The sequence below is a fragment of the Acidobacteriota bacterium genome, assembly GCA_030697165.1.
Classification (GTDB): Bacteria; Acidobacteriota; Vicinamibacteria; order Vicinamibacterales; family UBA2999; genus 12-FULL-67-14b.
On the sequence record JAUYQQ010000022.1, the window covers coordinates 355,184 to 373,514 of the forward strand.

An 18,331-nucleotide genomic window follows, 5' to 3' on the forward strand; every position below is an offset into this window, starting at 1 on the left:
TCCTCTGCTTCTTCAAATCCCTGCGAACCGGGCGGTGAAGTGTCTCAGCACCTTGGGCGCCGAGACCATCCGGTAGCCACGCAGCCGATCCTTCGCGCGCGCCACCTCCAGTACGGCCTCGGCCACGTAATCGATGTGCGACTGCGTGTAGACGCGCCGGGGGATCGCCAGCCGGACCAGGTCCATCGCCGCGGCGGTCTCCGAGCCGTCCGGACGCAGCCCGAACATCACCGTCCCGATCTCGACGCTGCGGACCCCGGCTTCGAGATAGAGGGCGTTGGCGAGCGCGATTCCCGGGTAGGCGAGCGGCGGAATGGCGGGCAGCAGCGCCCGGGCGTCGATGTAGATGGCATGGCCGCCGGCCGGCTGGATGATCGGCACCCCGCCCGCGATCAGCTTCTCGGCCAGGTACTCCGTAGAGCGGATGCGGTAATGCAGGTACGGCTCCTCGACCACTTCCTCCAGGCCGCGCGCGATCGCCTCGAGGTCGTAGCCGGCCAGTCCGCCGTAAGTGGGGAAGCCCTCGGTGAGGATCAGCAGGTTCCTGGCGTTCTCGGCCCACGCCTCGTCGTTCATCGCCAGGAAGCCGCCGATGTTGGCCAGGCCGTCCTTCTTGGCTGACATGGTGCAGCCGTCGGCCAGCGAGAACATCTCCTGCGCGATCGCCTTCGGCCTCCGTCCCGACTGCCCGGCCTCGCGGGTCTTGATGAACCACGCGTTCTCGGCAAACCGGCACGCGTCGAGGAAGAACGGCTTGCGGTAACGGTCGCAGAGCGCGCGGACGCCGCGCAAGTTCTCGAGCGAGACGGGCTGGCCGCCGCCGGAGTTGTTGGTGACCGTCACCATGACGAGCGGGACGCGGTCGCCGTGCTCGTCGAGCAGTTGCTCCAGGAGGTCCAGGTCGAGGTTGCCCTTGAACGGGTGGATCAGTGACGGCACCCGGCCTTCGGCGATCACCAGGTCGCGTGCTTCCGCGCCTTCGACCTCGATGTTCGCGCGGGTCGTGTCGAAGTGGTTGTTGTTCGCAACGATGTCGCCGGGTTTCAGTACGGTGTGGAACAGGATGCGCTCGGCGGCGCGGCCCTGGTGCGTCGGGATGATGTGCCGCAGGCCGGTCAGGTCGCGCACGGCACCCTCGAACCGGTAGAACGAGCGGCTGCCGGCATAGGACTCGTCGCCCTGCATCAGCGCGCCCCACTGGGCCGACGACATGGCGCCGGTCCCCGAATCGGTGAGCAGGTCGATCAGCACGTCATCGGCGTGCAGCCCGAACACGTTGTAGCCGGCGGCCTCGAGTGCCGCCTCGCGCTCGGCCCGGGTCGTGAACTTGATGGCTTCAACCGACTTGATCCGGAACGGCTCGATGATGATGGAGCGCATGGACCGATTGTGGCACTTCTTGCCTGCTATACTCCGGCCCGATGACAGGGGCCCGGTCCTGACCATGCCACCGCCGGTCCTCGAGATGCGCGGAATTCGCAAGCGGTTTCCCGGCGTCGCCGCCCTGGACGAAGTCGACTTGACGGTCCACGCCGGCGAAGTGCACGTGTTGCTCGGCGAGAATGGCGCCGGCAAATCCACGCTCATCAAGATACTGAGCGGCGCTGAGCGCCGCGATGCGGGCGAGATTCGCTGGCACGGCGAGGCGGTCGACATTCCTCATCCGGGTGCCGCGCTCGACCTCGGCATTCGCGTCATCTACCAGGAGCTGAACCTGGTGCCGCAGCTGTCGGTGGCCGAGAACATGTTTCTCGGCGCCATCCCCACCCGGTGGGGGGGCGTCATCGACTGGCGCGAACTGCACCGCCGGGCGGCGCGGCTGCTGGCCGAGTGGGGAATGGCGATGGCGCCCGATACCCCGTTGCACCGGCTTGGTCTCGGGCAACGCCAGATGGTCGAGATCGCCAAGGCCCTGGCCACGGAGGCCTCGGTGCTGGTCATGGACGAGCCGACGTCCGCCCTCACGTCGACCGAAGTGGACCAGCTGGCCGCCCTCGTGGCGCGTCTGGTCGCGCGCGGGGTTGCCGTGATCTACATCACCCATCGGCTCGACGAGGTCTACCGCATCGGGCATCGCGTGACGGTCTTGCGCGACGGCCGCCGCGTCGCGACCAGCTTGCTGACCGACGTGACGCTGCCCGAACTGGTGCGGCAGATGGCCAACCGCGACATCGGCGAGCACTTCCCGCGGGTTCGCACGGCGCCTGGCGCCGAGCTGTTGCGGGTCGAGGGCCTCGGCCGTCGCGGCGCCCTGGCCGACATCAGCTTCCACGTGCGGGCCGGAGAAGTCGTCGGCGTCGGCGGGCTGCTCGGCGCCGGCCGCACCGAACTGGCGCGCGTGCTGGCGGGGGCCGACCGCGCCGACCGCGGCCGCATGTTCGTGGACGGCCGCGAGGTGAGCTGCCGGACGCCGGCCGCCGCGATTACCCACCGCATCGGGCTGCTGCCGGAGGATCGCCAGGCACACGGCCTGATCGGCGGGTCGACGATCGCCCGAAACATGGCGCTGCCGCATGCCGGCCGGCTGGCGCCGTACGGGTTCCTGCCTGGGGGCTGCGAGGCGGCCCTTGCCGCCCCGCTCGTGGCGCAACTGCGCATCAAGGGCACGGCCACCCAGCCGGTGCGGTTGTTGAGCGGCGGCAACCAGCAGAAGGTCGTTCTCGGCAAGTGGCTGGCCGGCGACGCGCGGATCTTCATTTTCGATGAGCCGACCCGCGGCGTCGATGTGGGCGCGAAGGTCGAGATCTACCACTTGATGAACCAGCTCACCGCCGCGGGCGCCGGCATTCTCATGATCTCGTCTGAACTGCCCGAGTTGCTCGGCATGAGCGACCGCATCCTGGTGATGCATCGGGGGCGCCTGCACGCCGAATTTCAATCGGCCGACGCCACAGAGGATCGCGTGGTGTCGGCCGCCCTGGGACTGGCCTCGTGAGCCGTCCCGGCCCCCTGTCGCGCGCCCGCCAATACGGCACCGTGCTCGCGCTCGTGGGCCTGTCGGCGGCGCTGTGGGCGCTGACCCCCTACTTCCTGACCGTGCCCAACCTGTTGAATATCGCCGAGCAGACCAGCATCAACGCGATCGTCGCGGTCGGCATGACCTACGTGATCGTGTCGGGGGGCATCGACCTCTCGGTGGGGTCGATCGTCGCGCTCTCGGGCGTGGTTCTGGGCGTGTCACTGCAGGGCGGATTCCCGCTGCCGGTCGCGCTCGCCCTGGCGCTCGGCGCCGGCGCGGCTTGCGGCCTCGTGAATGGCGCCCTCGTCAGCCTGGGCCGCCTGCCGCCCTTCATCGTCACTCTGGGGATGATGAGCATAGCTCGCGGTGCCGCGCTGGTGTTCACCGAGGGCCGGCCGGTGTCTGGCTTCGATCCCGGGTTCCGCGCGGTGGCCACCGGCGAGGTGCTGGGAGTCCCGGCCCCAATCGTGGTGACGGTCGTCGTGTATCTGATCGCGCACGCCGTGCTCACGCGCACGACGTTCGGGCGCTACGTCTACGCGATTGGCGGCAACGAAGAAGCCACCCGCCTGTCCGGCGTCACCGTCCGGCTCCACAAAACGATCGTCTACGGAGTGTCGGGCCTGGCGAGCGCCGTGGCGGCCGTCATCCTCACGGCCCGGCTGAACTCGGCCCAGCCGATCGCCGGCATGATGTACGAACTGGACGCAATTGCCGCCACTGTCATTGGCGGCACGAGCCTCATGGGCGGCGAGGGGAGGCTGGCCGGAACCCTGGTCGGCGCCCTCATCATGGGGGTGCTTCGCAACGGCCTGAACCTGCTGGGCGTGTCGTCGTTTCTCCAGCAGATTGTCATCGGCGTCGTGATCATTGCTGCCGTACTGGTCGATACCGTGTTAAAACGCCACAGGAACTGATCCATGCGCACCCGGACCGTGCTCGTCGTGGCCGCCCTGGCGGCCGTGTCGTCGTCGTGCAACCGCGAAGCGCCGGGCGGCGATGCCAGGCCGAAGGTGGCGCTGGTGCTCAAGACGCTGAACCATCCGTTCTTCGTCGAGATGCGCAGTGGCGCCCAGGAAGCGGCCGACCGGCTGGGCGTTCAGCTGGAAGTGCAGGCGGCCGAGCGCGAAATCGACGTCGAGAAGCAGATGCAGATCGTCGAAAACCTGATCCAGGCGCGGATCCAGGCCCTGGTGATCGCGCCGAGCGGCTCGCGCGAGATCGTCGCCGCGCTCGTGAAGGCCCGCGACGCGACGGTCCCGATCGTGATCGTCGATACGCGCCTGGACGAGGCGACGGCCGAGGCCGCCGGTGTCAGGCCCGCCACGTTTGTCGGCTCCGACAACTACGAAGGCGGCAAGCTCGCCGGCGCGTTCCTGGCCGCGGCCGCCGGCGGCAAGGCGCGGGTGGCGATTCTCGAGGGCATTCCCGGCCACGAAACCGGCGATTCGCGACTGCGGGGGTTTCGCGACGCGATCAAGAATTCGCCGGGCATCACCATCGTGGCGTCGCAGCCGGCCAACTGGGAACGCGACCAGGGGTTCTCGGTCTTCCAGAACATGATGCAGGCACAGGCCGACATCGACGCGGTGTTCGCGGCCAGCGACCTGATGGCGCTTGGCGCCATCGAGGCCATCGCCGCCGCCGGCAAGACCGGCACCATCCGGGTCGTCGGGTTCGACGCGCTCGACGATGCGAAGAAGGCGATCGCGCAGGGAACGATGCTGGCGTCGGTGGCACAGTTTCCCTTCGAGATGGGCCAGGTTGCCGTCGAGAGCGCGGTGAAAGTGATGCGGGGAGAGACCGTGCCGGCCAGCATCATGGTGCGGCTGGAAATGGTGACGCAAGCATCGTTGTCGCGGCCGTGAGCGGCCGGCGCGAAAAACGCTGAGGGACGCATGGCGAGATTGAACGTGGGAGTGATCGGCGCCGGCCGGCTGGGCAAGGTCTACGTCCGCGACCTGGCCGGTCGCATTACCGAGACCCGCGTGGTTGCGGTGGCCGACCGGGTCGAGGCCCTGGCCCAGTCGATTGCCGCCGAGTTCGAGGTGCCGAGGGCCTATACCGACCCGTTGGACCTGATCGCCGATCCGGCGGTTGACGCCATCGTGATCGTGACGCCAACCCATACCCATGGGGCACTCGCGATCGCGGCGGCCGGGAGCCGGAAGCCGACGTTTTGCGAGAAGCCGCCGGCGTTGTCGCTGCAGGAAATCGCCGCGATGAAGACCGCGATCGACCGGTCGGGCGGGTTCTTCCAGATGGGGTTCATGCGCCGTTTCGATCCCGGCTATGCCGCCGCCAAGCAACAGATCGAGGCCGGCCGCATCGGCATGCCCCTGGTGTTCAAGGCCACTTCGCGTGACCCGTTCCGGCCGAGCCTCGAGTATGCCAACCCGGCGAGCAGCGGCGGCATGCTGATCGACATGGGCATTCACGACTTCGACCTGGCGCGCTGGTTCATGGGCGAGGTCCGCTCGGTGGCGGCGATCGGCGCGACCATCGCCTATCCCGAACTGGCGACCGTCGGGGATATCGACAATGCCATTGCCAGCCTGACCTTCGCCAGCGGCAAGCTGGGGGTCGTGGACCTCACGCGCAGCGGCATTTACGGCTACGACATTGCCACCGAGATCCTCGGCCTGGAGGGCACCATACGGATCGGTTACCTGCGCGAGACGCCGATCACGATCATGACCAAGGCGCACGGCGTGTCCCACGACACCGTGCCGTATTTCATCGAGCGTTTCCGCGACGCCTACACGAATCAACTGCAGAACTTCGCCCAGAACGTGCTGCTCGGCCGGGACGCGCCGGTCACGATCGACGATGGGATGGAAGCGCTGCGGGTGGGCCTGGCGGCGACGCGCGCGCGCGAAACGGGCGCCACCGTCCTGGTGTCCGAGGTTACGAAATGAGGCCGCTCGGCCTGGCCGTCGGCAGTCTGTCGTCGCAACGTTACACTTTCGACCGAACCGGCGATGTATAACTGGCCTGTAAATCGTCGGCGTTCACGAGTTCCCTCGGGCTCGGCCAGAAGATTGAGGACAAATCAATGAGACACGCGCTGTTGGCACTGTTGACCGTGCTTGCGATGGCGAGCCCGGCTTGGGCTCAGTTCGAAACCGCTACCGTGGTCGGCACGGCTCGCGACAGCACCGGGGCCGTGGTGCCGGGCGCGAAGGTGACACTCACCAACACCGCGACCGGGGTCGCGGCCGAGCGCACCAGCGATGCCAACGGCAATTACGAGTTCTTCACGGTGCGAATCGGCAGCTACATCCTCACGGCCGAGAAGCCGGGCTTTTCGATTGCCCTGGTCGACAACATCCAGGTGACGGTGGGTGCCCGGCAGCGGGTGGATCTGAACATGGCCGTCGGCCAGCTGACGGAAACGGTGGAGGTCAGCGCGCGGGCGGTGCTGCTGCAGACCGACTCGAGCGACCGCAGTCAGGTGATTTCGGCCGAACAGACCAAGGCGCTGCCGCTCAACGGCCGCGAATATTCCGCACTGGCGCTGCTGTCGCCCGGGGTGCGGCTGTCGGCCCTCAACACCGGTGGCTTTACGCCGCGCGAGGGGTCGTTCAACGTCAACGGGCTCCGCTCGACCTTCAACAACTTCCTGATCGACGGCGTCGACAACAACGCCTACGGCACCAGCAACCAGGGCTTTTCGAACCAGGTGATGCAGCCGGCGCCCGACGCGATCGGCGAGTTCAAGGTCGTGACCAACAACATGAGCGCGGAGTACGGCCGCTCGGCCGGCGCCACCATCAACGTCGCCTATGCCAGCGGCACCAACACCTTTCGTGGCTCGGCCTGGGAGTTCATGCGGCGGACCGAGCTCAATGCCACCGGCTTCTTCCGTCCCGCCAGCGGCATCAAGCCCGATTTCGACCGGGATCAGTACGGCGGCGTGATCGGCGGCCCGATCAAGAAGAACAAGGCGTTCTTCTTCGCCGACTTCGAGATCTTCGACCAGCTGCGCGGCCAGGCGGCCTCGACCACCATTGCCACCCTGGCGCAGCGCACCGGCGTGCTGGCAGTCGACGTCCGCAACCCGTTGACGGGCGAGACCTATGCTGCCGGCACGCCGATTCCCATGACGGCCTTTGCGCGCAAGGTGCTAAACGATTTGCCTGCGCCCAGCACCGCCGGCACCGCCAACAACCTGCAGATTCTGCAGCAGTTCACCAACCGCACGCCGAAGGCGGGCGGCAAGGTCGACGTCCAGATCAGCCCGCGGCTGTCGTTGTTTGGTCGTTACGGCTGGCGCGATGCCGACATCTTCGACCAGCCGAACATCTCCGGGCCTTCTGGCGGCGCCGGCAACGCGCGCACCTATGTCAACAACAAGCAGTTCTCGAGCGGCCTGACCTATACCCCGGGCGGCACGTCGCTGTTCGAGGCGCGGTTCGGCTGGTCGAAGACGCGGGCCGGCAAGGACCCGGCGGCGCTCGTGGCCGGCGAGCCGCGGGCCGAAGCCGCCTATGGCATCACGGGCCTGCCGACCGACCCGCGCGTCGCCGCGGGCCTGCCGACCCAGCTGATCACGGGATTTTCCGATCTCGGGCGCCAGGCGACCAATCCGCAGTGGCAGTACCCGACAGTGATCAACCCGAAGATCAACTACACCTGGCTCCAGGGCCGGCACTCGCTCAAGACCGGCTACGAGTACCAGCGTGTGCTCACCGAAGTGCAGGACGTGAACCCGCTCTACGGCCGCGATTCGTATGCCGGACAGTTCTCGCGTCCCGCCGGAGCGGCCGCCAGCAACCTCTACAACCTGGCCGACTTCATGTTCGGCCTGCGCTCGACCTACGCCCTCAGCAACCTGCTGGTCGCCGAGCTCGAGCAGGACATGCACTTCGTCTACTTGCAGGACGACTGGCGCGTGAGCGACCGGCTCACGCTCAATGCGGGTCTGCGATACGAGTACGCCACGCCGTGGGTCGAGAAGAACAACATCCTGTCGAACTTCGACCCGGCGACCCGCACCCTGGTGCTGGCCAAGGACGGGTCGCTCGAGGATCGCTCGACGCTCACGCCCGATCGCAACAACTTCGGCCCGCGGATCGGTCTGGCGTTCACGCCGGCCGATCGCACGGTGCTGCGGGGCGGCTACGGCGTCAGCTACGTCCACTTCCACCGCGCCGGCGGCGCCAACGTGCTGCCCATCAACGGTCCCCAGGTGGTCAACGCCGTCGTGGTGCAGACGCCGGCGCAGGCGGGTTTCCGCACGACACAGGAGGGCTACCCGGCGGGCTTCACCGACCCGGCACGCTTCAATCCGCTCGCGGCCAACATCACCTACATGCCGAAGGACTACCGCTCGACCAGCGTGCAGAGCTGGTTTGCCTCGGTGCAACGGGAGGTGTGGAGCGGCGCCCTGCTCGATCTCGCCTACGTCGGCAATCGTTCGGACGGCATGCTGCTGTTTGCCAACTTCAACCAGGCCGCCCCGAACAACGCCGCCGGCACCATCCCGCTGCAGCAGCGCCGCCCGATTCCGGAGTACGCCGACATTACCTACTCGTTCAACGGCGGCAAGTCCCGGTATCACTCGTTCCAGACCAAGTTCGACTGGCGCATCGGGACGAGCATGACGTTCATGAGCTCCCTCACGCTGTCACAGACCAAGGACAACGGGGCGGGCTCGCTCGAGAACCCGAACGGCAATTTTCCAGCGCCGCAGGACTTCCGCAACCTGGACGCCGACTTCGGCCTCTCGGGCTACCACCAGCCGTACAACAGCACGACCAGCTTCGTGGTGGACCTGCCGATCGGCCGCGGCCGCCGCTACCTGGGCGACGCCAACGCCGTGGTTGACGCCATTCTTGGCGGCTGGCAGATCGCCGGCATCAACACCGTGACGCCAGGCGAACGGGTGACGCTGACGTACACCCCGTCGGCGGCGGCGCAGGTGTCGGGCATTCAGCAGGACTTCCGCGGCGCCAATAACTACCGGCCCAACGTCAACGGCGACCCACTGGCGCCGTCTGGAGAGCGGACCATCGACAACTGGTTCAACAGGGCCAATGTCGTCGTGCCGACCGATCTCAGCCAGCCCTTCGGAAACGCCGAGCGCAACAGCGTCAGCGGGCCGCTCACCTGGACGGTCGACCTGGTCACGTCGAAGCGCTTCCGGATGCCGTGGCGGAACGGCAACTTCGAGTTGCGTGGCGAGTTCTTCAATTTGCTCAACCGCACGAACTTCCGCGCGCCGAACGGAAACCGCACGGCGGCGGCATTCGGGACCATTCGCAGCACTTACGACCCGCGCATCATCCAGATCGGTTTGAAGTTGAGTTTCTGAAGGTTGGCGGGGGCCCGGCGCAAGGCGCCGGGCCCCGCCTTCTAACCACGCACCTGGTCGACCGGCATCGGACTATCGTCCCGACAGAACGCGACCCAGGCTGCCGAAGTAGCCGGTCATCTCCAGATAGCCGGCGCCGGTGATCGGCTGGCCCGCGCGCATGCCGCTGACGTCGATGGTGCCTTCCCAGTACGCCACGCCCGTCGAGCGCTCGAGCGACAGTTCCTGGTCGGCCATCGGCGTCGTGATCTTCAGGTCGAGCTTCTCGCCTGGGATGCTGATCGCCCACTCGATTGGGTAAACCGCGCCGTTCTTCGACTTGAAGGTGGCGCGGCCGGGGGTGAGCGTGAACGCGTTGACGTCGAGGTGCTTCGTTTTGCCGTCAGTCGCCACCAGCGTGCCGCTCGATCGCGGGTCCCGGCTCCCATCGTCTCGCCGCAGTTGGTAGAGCATCAGCTCGCGGCCGTCGGACAGCTGCATCGACAGCCAGTCCCAGCCGCGCTGGCCAGGCTCGAGAAAGCTGGTGCCGAACTCGTGATCCATCCAGCTGTCGCCGGTGACCTCGAAGCGCTCGCCATCAACGGTGAGCGAGCCGCGCGTCGGCATGCGCGTCAGCGAGTAGTAGTGCGACGCGTTGCCGGCCTCGGCGCCCTTCTGGCTGATGCCGCCCACGCCGTGAATGATCGGCGCCTTGCCTTCGTCCAACGCGAGATCAATCGCGGCCTGAGGGCTCACGGCTTTGAGGAGGTGTCGACTCCCGATCCGACTCCCGACTCCCGACTCCCGACTCCCGTCAAGAGTCGCCGACCAATCGTCGTTCCACACATGGTAGCGATCGCTGGCTGCGCCAGCCAGTCCTGGGCCGCCGCGCGACAGCTTCTCGGCGTAGCGATAGCGCCGGCCCGAAGGGTCGCTGATGGCCAGGTGGGTCATGAACAGATCGCGAACGGCCCACTTCGAGGGGTTGGTCGGCGCCGGATCGATGCCGACGCGGAAGAACGTGACCTGGTAGCCGAACCGCCGTCCGTCTTTCGTCTTGACGTTGCCGGTGTAGTACCACCACTCGATCTTGTAGTCGGGATGCGACGCATGATCGCGCGGGAACGCGTAGGTATAGCCGGCCGTCGCGTCCTTCCAGGCCGTTTGCGCCGACAGCGCGTGCCAGGAGGGCGCCCCTTTAGGGGCGCCGACGACGACCATCGCGATCACCAGTATGAGGAGCCTATTCATCATGCGACAACACCAACTGCGCTGCCCGGCGGGCGGGGTAGACGCCGGCAATGGCGGTGGCGACCACCACCGCGATCGACGACTGGATCAGGAACGCCGTCGGCAAATGAAACTGAATCGTCCACCCAAAGCTCTGCACGTTAATCACGTAGATCAACACCAGCGACAACGCCAACCCCATCGTCAAACCAATGCCCTGGCTGACCGCGCCGATCAGCGCCGCCTCGATGATCACCATCTTGCGCACCTGTTTGCGATCGGCGCCGGTCAGACGCAACAGCGAGAGTTCGCGCCGCCGCTCGAGCACGAGCGTCAGCAGCGTGCCGGCCACGCCGAGCATGGCCACGATGATGGCGATCAGTTCGAGGGCGTAGGTGATGGCAAAGGTGCTGTCGAAGATGCGCAGGACTTCGTTTCTTAGCGTCCGGTTGGTAAAGACGAAGGCGCGGTGGCCTTCGTCCATCGACGCCAGGATCTCTTGCCGCACGACGTCGGGATCCGCGCCCTCCTCCAGGAACGCGGCCAGGCCGCTCGGCGCGAGGTCACCGAAGTAGCGGCGGAAGGTGCCCACGTCCATGATCACGACCCCGCGATCGTTCGAGTAGTCGTAATAGACCGCGGCGACGCTGAAGTCGCGCAGGCCCTGCGGCGTTGGCAGCGAGAGGGTGTCGCCTTCCTGCTTGTCGAACTTGTTTGCGAACGCTTCCGAGACGATCACCGCGTCCTGGCCAATGGCCTGCCGCACGGCCTCGCGGGCATTGGCGGGGCTCTTGAACAGGAGGGCGCCGTGCTCGAGCACCACGCTGAAGGTGCCGGCGCCGAGCACCGTGAGCCGGTCCTGATACACGAGGTCGAGATTGCGGAAGCTGTCGATGGCCGCGACGCTCGGATGCCGCTGCACCGCGTCGATCACGTCCGGCGATAACGTCTGTTCCTGGCCGACCGTCGGGCGAATGCCGGGACCCACGAACAGGTCGGCCTGCAGCGTTTGGCCCACCCAGTAGACGACGGTGTCGCGGAAGCTGCCGATCATGATCGCGATCGCGACCATCATTGACAGGCTGACCGCCAGGGCGGCGACCGAGATCGACAGGCGGGGAATGGCGGCGGTGAGGTTGGCGTGTGCCAGCAGGCCCTCGACGCCGAAGCGTCGTCTCAGCAGCCCGCGGCCGGCGCGGGCCAGGCCGTACATGATGACCGGCACCAGCAGGCCGGCGCCGATCACGATCGCAAACGACGACAGGTAGCCGTAGATCGGCCGCCCGTTGACCGGGCCCAACTGCGCGAGGCCGAACGCGAGCGCCAGGACGGCCAGCGGCGCAATCACCATGACCGGCCGCAGCCGGAGCCGCATGTCGAGCGTGTCGTGCCCGCGCATGGCGGCGGTCGGTTGCACCCGGCTGGCTTCAAGCGCCGGCACGGCCGCCGCCAGCAGCGACAGCGGCAGGCCGACGAGCGCCGCCAGCCATACGTGACCCCAGTTCATGTCGGGCGGCGCCGAGGCGGTGGCAATGTAGATGGTGCTGACCGTGGCCGCGGTCATGCCCACCGCGACGTCGGCCAGCAGTCGCGCCAGGCCCAGGCCAATCACGATGCCGGCAAGCGCCAGCACCGCTGCCTCGCCCAGGAACAGCAGCAGCGCCTTCCGGCGCGTCAGGCCGAGCGCCCGCAAAGTGCCGATCTCCTGCCGCCGCGCCACGACCGAGATGGTGACGGTGTTGTAGACCAGGAACAGGCCGACCACCAGCGCGATCCACGAGAGCGCGGTCAGGTTGGCGTGGAACGCCGCGAGCATGGTTTCCACCTGCTCGCCGCGCCGCGACGGCCGCTGCGCGGTCAGGCCGTCGGGCAGGCGCGCCGAGATGGCCGCGAGCGAGGCCGGCAGGTCTGCGCCCGCCGGGAGCAGCACGTCGAGCCGGTCGAGGCGTCCGAGGCGGTCGAACGCCACCTGCGCGGCGGCAATGTCCATCAGGATGAAGTTGCCGTCGAGCACGCGCGCCGGCCCCTCGTCTTTCAGCAGCCCGCGCACGACGTAGGTGCCGACGCGGTCGCCGAACATCATCGGCATCTCGCTGCCGATGGTGTAGCCGCGCCGCCGTGCTAGCTTCTCGCTGATCACCACCGACCGTTCGTCGGTAAGAATCTCGAGAAACTTCTGCGCCGTGATGTCTGTGCTGTCAGGTGGAGGCAACCCCTTCTTGGGGTTGCCTGCTGGCTCGCCGACATCCAGCAACTGATAATCCCGGAACGGCATGTCGCGCAGGATGTCGATGCCGAGCACGCGCACCGCTTCGAGGTCCCGCCGCCGCAGCGAGGCGTCGCCGCCGCTCAGTGCGGCGTTGCCTTCCACCACCGGACTGACGATGCCGTATTCCCGCAACCAGCCGAGCGACGGCAGCACGTCCTCGTTTACGCCACCGGTGCCGACAATCTCCACCGCGGTCTTGCCGGCGACCGTCTCGAGCGCCGTCTCGAACCCGCGCACGGAACTGTCGTTGGTCAGCTGAATGGCGACGACCACGGCAATGCCCAGCGCCACGCCGAGGATGGTGGTGGCGGTCCGGACCTTATCGCCGACCAGCGGTCGAAGGATGAACTGGGTAAAAAGTCTCATCGCGATTCGAACTGGCCATCTCGCATCCGCAAGACTCGCGTGGCCGCTGCCGCAACCTCGGCGGCATGGGTCGCCAGCAATACCGTGACGCCCATCTCGCGATTGAGCTCAGACAGCAGCGCCAGCACTTTCTCGCCATTGTCGGAATCGAGGTTACCGGTGGGCTCGTCGGCCACGAGCAGGGCGGGCTGATGCACCAGCGCGCGGGCGATGGCGGCGCGCTGCATTTCGCCGCCCGAGACCTGTTGCGGGTAGTGACCCAGTCGATGCGCGATGCCGACGCGGTCCGCGAGCGCCTGCGCGCGCGCGTCGGCCTCGACGCCCTTCATGCCGGCCAGCAGGCACGGCAGGGCAATGTTGTCGGCAATGGTCAGTGTCGGCAGCAGGTTGAAGAACTGGAACACGAACCCGACCTGTTCCCGTCGCACGTGCGTGAGGTCATCGTCTCCGAGTGTCGCCAGGTTCTTGCCGTTCAGGAGAATGCTGCCAGACGACGCGCGGTCCATGGCGCCGCAGATGTGCAGCAGCGTGGACTTGCCGCAGCCCGAGGGACCCATCAGGGCGACGAAGTCGCCCTGCTCGACGGCGAAGGTAACGCCGGCTAGCGCCGTGACGTTGGCGTCACCACTCGTATAGGTCTTCTGGAGATCTTCAGCGACGAGAACAGGCATCTGACTTCCATTATGACGCCCGCCTCCAGCTGTAGGGTCCGGCTTTAGATGTGGCGTCCGGCTTTAGCCGGACCGTTGCAATGTGGCGTCCGCCTTTAGGCGGACCGTGCCACGGCATTCATCGTCAACCCCTTCGGCCTCAGGGTGATCCTCGGTTCGGTGGCCGGCGCCGGATGCGCGCCCCTGGCAAACCGCCATCGCTGCGCGATAGTGGCCAGCAGCATCGAGATCAGATCCGGCTTCGGTGGAGGCAACCCCTTCTTGGGGTTGCCTGTTCGTCGCTCAGCAATCACGCGATGAATCACGCGATCCAAACGCTCGCGCGCCGTGCGCATCCTGACGAACATGGGTAGCGGCAGCTTCTGCCAGTAGTCCAGGCCCGGAATGAACGCGTAGGCGAAGTTCGCCACGGCGTCGGTCAGCGCCTCGGCGAAGCCTTGCACGTGCTGGCGGTGAGGTGCGCGCGGTGCCGGTGAAGAAGGCGAGGGGGTCCGTGCGCAATGCCCAGTACGCACCGCCAGGGAGCCAGGTCGAGGGACCAGGCACCGACGAGCGGTCGGGTGCGAACAAGGCCGCCATCAGTTGATTCTATTCCTCCGATCAGGCTTGGAACCGACCGGACGAGGCCGCGCGTCACAGCAGCCTGCCGAGCAGCAGTCCTCCCGTCCCTGCCCGGACCCACTTTGCGGCGCCCGGCTGGTGCTGCTTGCACCAGCGCCAGGCGCAGGCGAGCGCGGCCATTGACACCCACATCACCGCCACCGCACCGAGCGCCGGCAGGATGGTCAGGCTGGGCCCGACGAGCTGCCGCAGGCCCACGTTCCAGACCGAGCCGTAGACGAGACACAAGTGGACGGCGTAGATCGTGAGCGACTCTTGTGCGAGTGCCTGAACGGCGTAGGGCGGCTTCGACACAGATTGGCTGATGAGCGACACGGCGCTCAGAACCACCAGTACCAGGCCGGTGCGAAGGAGAAACTGGGTGGGGCTGGTCGACCAGAAATGCGCCGCCCCGAACGGCGCGATCGGAATCGAGATGCTGATCAGGGCGAGGGCCAGTAGTCCCACGCCGCCGAGCAGCCACACAGAATCGCCAACGCCGGCGGCCGGGTCGATGTTGCGCTGAATCTGGAGATGACCGAGGGCCGCTCCGAACAGGACGTAACTACCCCAGGGAAACAGCGGAAACAGTGAGCCGGTGGCGGGTGAGAGATAGGCCGCGATTACCAGGGGCAGCCGCGCCGCCCAGTCGATGCCCCACATGGCCGGTGTCAGCGCGACGATCGCCACGCAGCCGAGCACCACTACACCGGCATGGCGCCCACGCGTGCGTACCACCCACACCAACACTTGCAGAACGATCAGCATGACCGCGGTGCACTGCAGCACGTCAACCGCGAGGAAGCTCCGCCAGCGCTCGTCGCCCATCCCCGGCAAGTGCCGGAACTTGGCCATCGGAAAGTGCAGGGCGTAGCCGAGCAGCAGGAAGAATCCGAACCGGCGCAGCCGCCGAGTGATGGTGGCCGGGGAAGTTACATGCCCTGTCCACTGGCGATCCGTCGCGAGCGTGAATGCCAGCCCGGACAGGAGCAGAAACATGCAGGCGGTCAGCCCGCGCAGGAAGGTCCACAGGTCAAACGCCGTTCCCGCGCGCGCCTCGACGGCCAGAACCGCATCCAGGGTGTGGCCCTGGAGCATCATCAGGATCGCGAAGGCGCGCGCGAGATCGAGGAACGCGGACCGCATCCGCTATTTGTCGGTGATGATGAAATGCCCTCGCCGGTTCTGCTGCCAGCACGCTTCGGATGACTCGCTACAAAAGGGCGCCTCTTTGCCCTTGCCCACGGCCTCGACGCGGTCGCGCGGCACACCCAGATCGACCAGGTACGCCCGCACCGCCTGCGCGCGCCGCTCGCCAAGCGCGAGGTTGTACTCGCCGGTGCCGCGCTCGTCGCTGTGGCCCTCGACCGTGATGCGCGTGGAGGGCCAGCGCCGCAGCCACGCGGCGTTTTGCTGCAGCACCTCGCGCGCCTGTGACTGGATGGCCGACTGATCGAGGTCGAAGAACACGTCGCCAAGCGGCCGTTCGGCGTTCAGCTCGGCCAGCGTCTTGCGCGCGAAGAGCTCCTCCTCCGAGAGGACCGGCGCTGGTGCCGCTTCTGCCGCCATCGGCGCCGGCGGCGGGGGCGGCGGGGTCTCGACCGTGGACGCCGGCGGTGGCTCAACACGGCTCACCGGCTGCGCCCGTTTAGCGCACCCGGCAACCACAATGGCGCAGAGCGCCGCGACTACGATCAACCGTGCGTGTGTCATCCTGTTGTCCTTTTCCTTCGCGGGTGTCACCGTGGCCCCGCGCCCCATCAGTGGTCAGTGCCGCCGCGTCGCGGAGGCACCGCCGGTTCCCGTTGCAGCCGGGCTTGCTCGAACAATTGCGCGATGCGCCCGCTCGAACGGAACTCCGCCAGGATCTGCGCCTGGCGGTTCGAACGCCGCTCCTCCAGCACGTATGCCAGTGTCGTCGCCATGACGGCGCCCTCTTCGGTCGCGGTCGCCTCGAAGCGCGTCCGGAAGCGGCTGAGCACCGCGTCGAACGACGGGCTGTCCCAGCGTTCGATCGAGGCGTCAAGGCTGGTGAACTCGGTGAGCAGGGATGAATAGGCAGCGACCGGCGGCCGATGCCAGAACGCCACGTCGCGCCCAAACGCCGCGACGTGCCGCGGCAGGTAGAGCGTGCCCCGCGCCGGCACGCGCGACACCAGTGCCGGATTGAATCGACGAACCTCAGCGGCTGTCAGGCCGGTGCTGCGGACGATGTCGGTCACGGCCAGGGCACGCGGGGTCCGCATCGCGTAAATCTTCGATTGTGGCGTCGTCGCCGTCAGCTGCGCGACTGCCGCCGCATTGCCGAAGACCATTTCGGCATAGAGAAACGAGCGTGGGCCGTAGGTCCCGTAGAGATCGCTGAAGGCGCCAGGCGCGGCCGCGCGCAGGTCGCGGGCGAACTCGGCGCCAATGAAATAGCGTTCGCGGACATCGGCGCCGCCCAGCCGCTCGCCGTTGATCAGGGTGCGACCGACGTTAGCGCCACCCGTGTGGTGCTCCGACAGTGCCGGGATGAAGCTGTGGTACTTCGTGGCGAGAATCGACAGATAGGCGGCGCAGTATGGCGCCTGCGTCGTTTGGTTGTGCCCTTCGACGACGTGCGGTGCCAGCTGCTTGAGGCGATTCCAGTTGCGGTCCAGCCATTGGCAGAAACCGACGGCCCGTGCCTCGGAGCGGATGGTACCGTTGAACCCGGACTCGACCAGTGCTTGTGCCAGCCCGATTTCCGCCGGCACTCCAAAACGCTCGTAGATGGCACCCCATTCGCCCAGGAAGGCGCCATACCGGGGGAGGTTCGGAAGCACCGACAGCCCGCGGGTCGGGTTATGCAACACCGGGCCGACCGCCGGCTCGAGCAACTCCGCCACCGTCTCGCGACGCTGCCACAGATCGTCCGGCAGACGGTGATCGATCGTGAATGTGGCGAACGAATTGTCCCGCCACACCCCGTCCCGTGCCCAGTCTCCCCGGACCGGGAAGGTGGCCAGCAGGCGGCCGTCAACGGCGCTGCCAAACGCGATCGCGCCGTCGGGTACGACGAAGATGTGCTGCCAGAAGGGGAAGGCCGGACGGAAGCGCGCCATGGCCGCGTGGTCGCGCTCGACGCGCACGCCTACAGACGGCGGCAAGGGCCGCCGTGCGGCTTGCGCCCACAACTGGCCGGTCATGGCGAGAACGCAGATCCCCGCCGCGCCGAACCTCAGGATTGAGTGTTGCTTCATGGCCAGCGAGCCCTACAGCTTCGACTCCTCACGTCCCCATGACAGCCACATCAGAAACAGCACGGCGGCCAGGGCCATGACCCACACGGCGCTGCGACTGAGCCACGCGACCATCGCCTCGAGGTTGCCAATGCGACTGCCCGACGCGTGCCCGACCACGAGCATGGCGGGCACCCAGAGCGCCGCACCCAGGAGGTTGTAGCGGAGAAAGCGCCACCCAGGCACGGCCCGCACGCCGGCGGCCAGGAACACCATCGCGCGGGTGCCCGGCACGAGCCGCGCGATGAACACGAGTCGATCGCCGACGCGATCGAACCACCCCGACGCTCGCGCCAGGCGCTCGCGGGAGAGCAGCTGGTTGTCGCCCCCCCGCATCGAGCGCCACGCCAGATGCCGGCCCGCGCTGAACAGCATCACGTCGCTGATGACCACGCCGGCGACACCGATCGCCAGCGCCGCCGGCCAAACGAAGACGCCGCTGAATACCAGGTACCCGGCGGTGAGCAGCAACAGGTCCTCGGGGATCGGCGATCCCACCCCAGTAAGAACGAGCAGCACCAGGAGCGCCGGGTAGCCCCACAGACTGAGAAAGATCGAGAGGCTGTCAGGATCCACCACCTTCGCTGACGATACCCGCGGATTGGCGCGGAGTGAATACATCAGCTGGTACACCGCCCTATATCCTTGGACATAGCGGAGGTCGGCGGACGGCATGGT

14 protein-coding genes are annotated in these 18,331 nt (G+C 67.3%); 5 read left to right on the forward strand and 9 right to left on the reverse strand.

What is annotated here, in order from left to right; translation table 11 throughout:
• Positions 1-12: 12 nt before the first annotated feature.
• A complete protein-coding gene (locus Q8T13_21205; protein MDP3720289.1) occupies positions 13-1,380 on the reverse strand; it encodes a tryptophanase in 1,368 nt (455 codons plus the stop codon).
• A gap of 64 nt (positions 1,381-1,444) precedes the next feature.
• Here Q8T13_21205 and Q8T13_21210 point away from each other — a divergent pair, with 64 nt between their 5' ends.
• From Q8T13_21210 to Q8T13_21230, 5 genes are all read left to right on the forward strand, one after another.
• Complete coding sequence (locus Q8T13_21210; GenBank protein MDP3720290.1) at positions 1,445-2,935, forward strand: sugar ABC transporter ATP-binding protein; 1,491 nt, start codon at positions 1,445-1,447, stop codon at positions 2,933-2,935.
• Positions 2,932-3,876: a ribose ABC transporter permease gene (locus Q8T13_21215; protein MDP3720291.1), complete on the forward strand. Its 945-nt coding sequence runs from the start codon at positions 2,932-2,934 to the stop codon at positions 3,874-3,876. The genes Q8T13_21210 and Q8T13_21215 overlap by 4 nt, the downstream gene beginning before the upstream one ends.
• A gap of 3 nt (positions 3,877-3,879) precedes the next feature.
• Complete coding sequence (locus Q8T13_21220) at positions 3,880-4,827, forward strand: sugar ABC transporter substrate-binding protein (protein ID MDP3720292.1); 948 nt, start codon at positions 3,880-3,882, stop codon at positions 4,825-4,827.
• 30 nt (positions 4,828-4,857) lie between these two features.
• Positions 4,858-5,877: a Gfo/Idh/MocA family oxidoreductase gene (locus tag Q8T13_21225; protein MDP3720293.1), complete on the forward strand. Its 1,020-nt coding sequence runs from the start codon at positions 4,858-4,860 to the stop codon at positions 5,875-5,877.
• 137 nt (positions 5,878-6,014) lie between these two features.
• Complete coding sequence (locus tag Q8T13_21230) at positions 6,015-9,275, forward strand: carboxypeptidase regulatory-like domain-containing protein (GenBank protein MDP3720294.1); 3,261 nt, start codon at positions 6,015-6,017, stop codon at positions 9,273-9,275.
• 72 nt (positions 9,276-9,347) lie between these two features.
• Here the strand turns inward: Q8T13_21230 and Q8T13_21235 are convergent, their stop codons facing one another.
• The 8 genes from Q8T13_21235 to Q8T13_21270 all read right to left on the reverse strand — a co-directional run bounded on the left by Q8T13_21235 (position 9,348) and on the right by Q8T13_21270 (position 18,274).
• Positions 9,348-10,508, reverse strand: coding sequence for a lipocalin-like domain-containing protein (locus Q8T13_21235; GenBank protein MDP3720295.1), 1,161 nt, complete (start codon positions 10,506-10,508; stop codon positions 9,348-9,350).
• Entirely contained in the window at positions 10,498-13,119 is a 2,622-nt protein-coding gene (locus tag Q8T13_21240; GenBank protein ID MDP3720296.1) for an FtsX-like permease family protein, read from the reverse strand. The genes Q8T13_21235 and Q8T13_21240 overlap by 11 nt, the downstream gene beginning before the upstream one ends.
• Positions 13,116-13,790, reverse strand: a complete 675-nt coding sequence (locus tag Q8T13_21245) for an ABC transporter ATP-binding protein (protein ID MDP3720297.1) — start codon at positions 13,788-13,790, stop codon at positions 13,116-13,118. The genes Q8T13_21240 and Q8T13_21245 overlap by 4 nt, the downstream gene beginning before the upstream one ends.
• Positions 13,791-13,885: 95 nt before the next feature.
• Positions 13,886-14,233: a hypothetical protein gene (locus Q8T13_21250; GenBank protein MDP3720298.1), complete on the reverse strand. Its 348-nt coding sequence runs from the start codon at positions 14,231-14,233 to the stop codon at positions 13,886-13,888.
• A 190-nt stretch (positions 14,234-14,423) separates the two neighbouring features.
• The gene (locus Q8T13_21255) at positions 14,424-15,536 is read right to left on the reverse strand and encodes a heparan-alpha-glucosaminide N-acetyltransferase domain-containing protein (protein ID MDP3720299.1); all 1,113 of its coding nucleotides are present in this window, start codon (positions 15,534-15,536) and stop codon (positions 14,424-14,426) included.
• Between the two features lie 3 nt (positions 15,537-15,539).
• Positions 15,540-16,025: a peptidoglycan-associated lipoprotein Pal gene (gene pal, locus Q8T13_21260; GenBank protein MDP3720300.1), complete on the reverse strand. Its 486-nt coding sequence runs from the start codon at positions 16,023-16,025 to the stop codon at positions 15,540-15,542.
• Positions 16,026-16,150: 125 nt separating this feature from the next.
• Positions 16,151-17,614 carry a hypothetical protein gene (locus Q8T13_21265; protein MDP3720301.1) on the reverse strand — a complete coding sequence of 488 codons (1,464 nt, stop codon included), beginning with the start codon at positions 17,612-17,614 and terminating at the stop codon, positions 16,151-16,153.
• A gap of 12 nt (positions 17,615-17,626) precedes the next feature.
• Complete coding sequence (locus Q8T13_21270) at positions 17,627-18,274, reverse strand: DedA family protein (GenBank protein ID MDP3720302.1); 648 nt, start codon at positions 18,272-18,274, stop codon at positions 17,627-17,629.
• Between the last annotated feature and the right edge of the window lie 57 nt (positions 18,275-18,331).

Coding starts and splice junctions, on each gene's coding strand:
- Q8T13_21205 (MDP3720289.1), bottom strand. CDS start 1,380: ATGCGCTCCATCATCATCGAGCCGTTCCGGATCAAGTCGGTTGAAGCC.
- Q8T13_21210 (MDP3720290.1), top strand. CDS start 1,445: ATGCCACCGCCGGTCCTCGAGATGCGCGGAATTCGCAAGCGGTTTCCC.
- Q8T13_21220 (MDP3720292.1), top strand. CDS start 3,880: ATGCGCACCCGGACCGTGCTCGTCGTGGCCGCCCTGGCGGCCGTGTCG.
- Q8T13_21225 (MDP3720293.1), top strand. CDS start 4,858: ATGGCGAGATTGAACGTGGGAGTGATCGGCGCCGGCCGGCTGGGCAAG.
- Q8T13_21230 (MDP3720294.1), top strand. CDS start 6,015: ATGAGACACGCGCTGTTGGCACTGTTGACCGTGCTTGCGATGGCGAGC.
- Q8T13_21235 (MDP3720295.1), bottom strand. CDS start 10,508: ATGATGAATAGGCTCCTCATACTGGTGATCGCGATGGTCGTCGTCGGC.
- Q8T13_21240 (MDP3720296.1), bottom strand. CDS start 13,119: ATGAGACTTTTTACCCAGTTCATCCTTCGACCGCTGGTCGGCGATAAG.
- Q8T13_21245 (MDP3720297.1), bottom strand. CDS start 13,790: ATGCCTGTTCTCGTCGCTGAAGATCTCCAGAAGACCTATACGAGTGGT.
- Q8T13_21255 (MDP3720299.1), bottom strand. CDS start 15,536: ATGCGGTCCGCGTTCCTCGATCTCGCGCGCGCCTTCGCGATCCTGATG.
- Q8T13_21265 (MDP3720301.1), bottom strand. CDS start 17,614: ATGAAGCAACACTCAATCCTGAGGTTCGGCGCGGCGGGGATCTGCGTT.
- Q8T13_21270 (MDP3720302.1), bottom strand. CDS start 18,274: ATGTATTCACTCCGCGCCAATCCGCGGGTATCGTCAGCGAAGGTGGTG.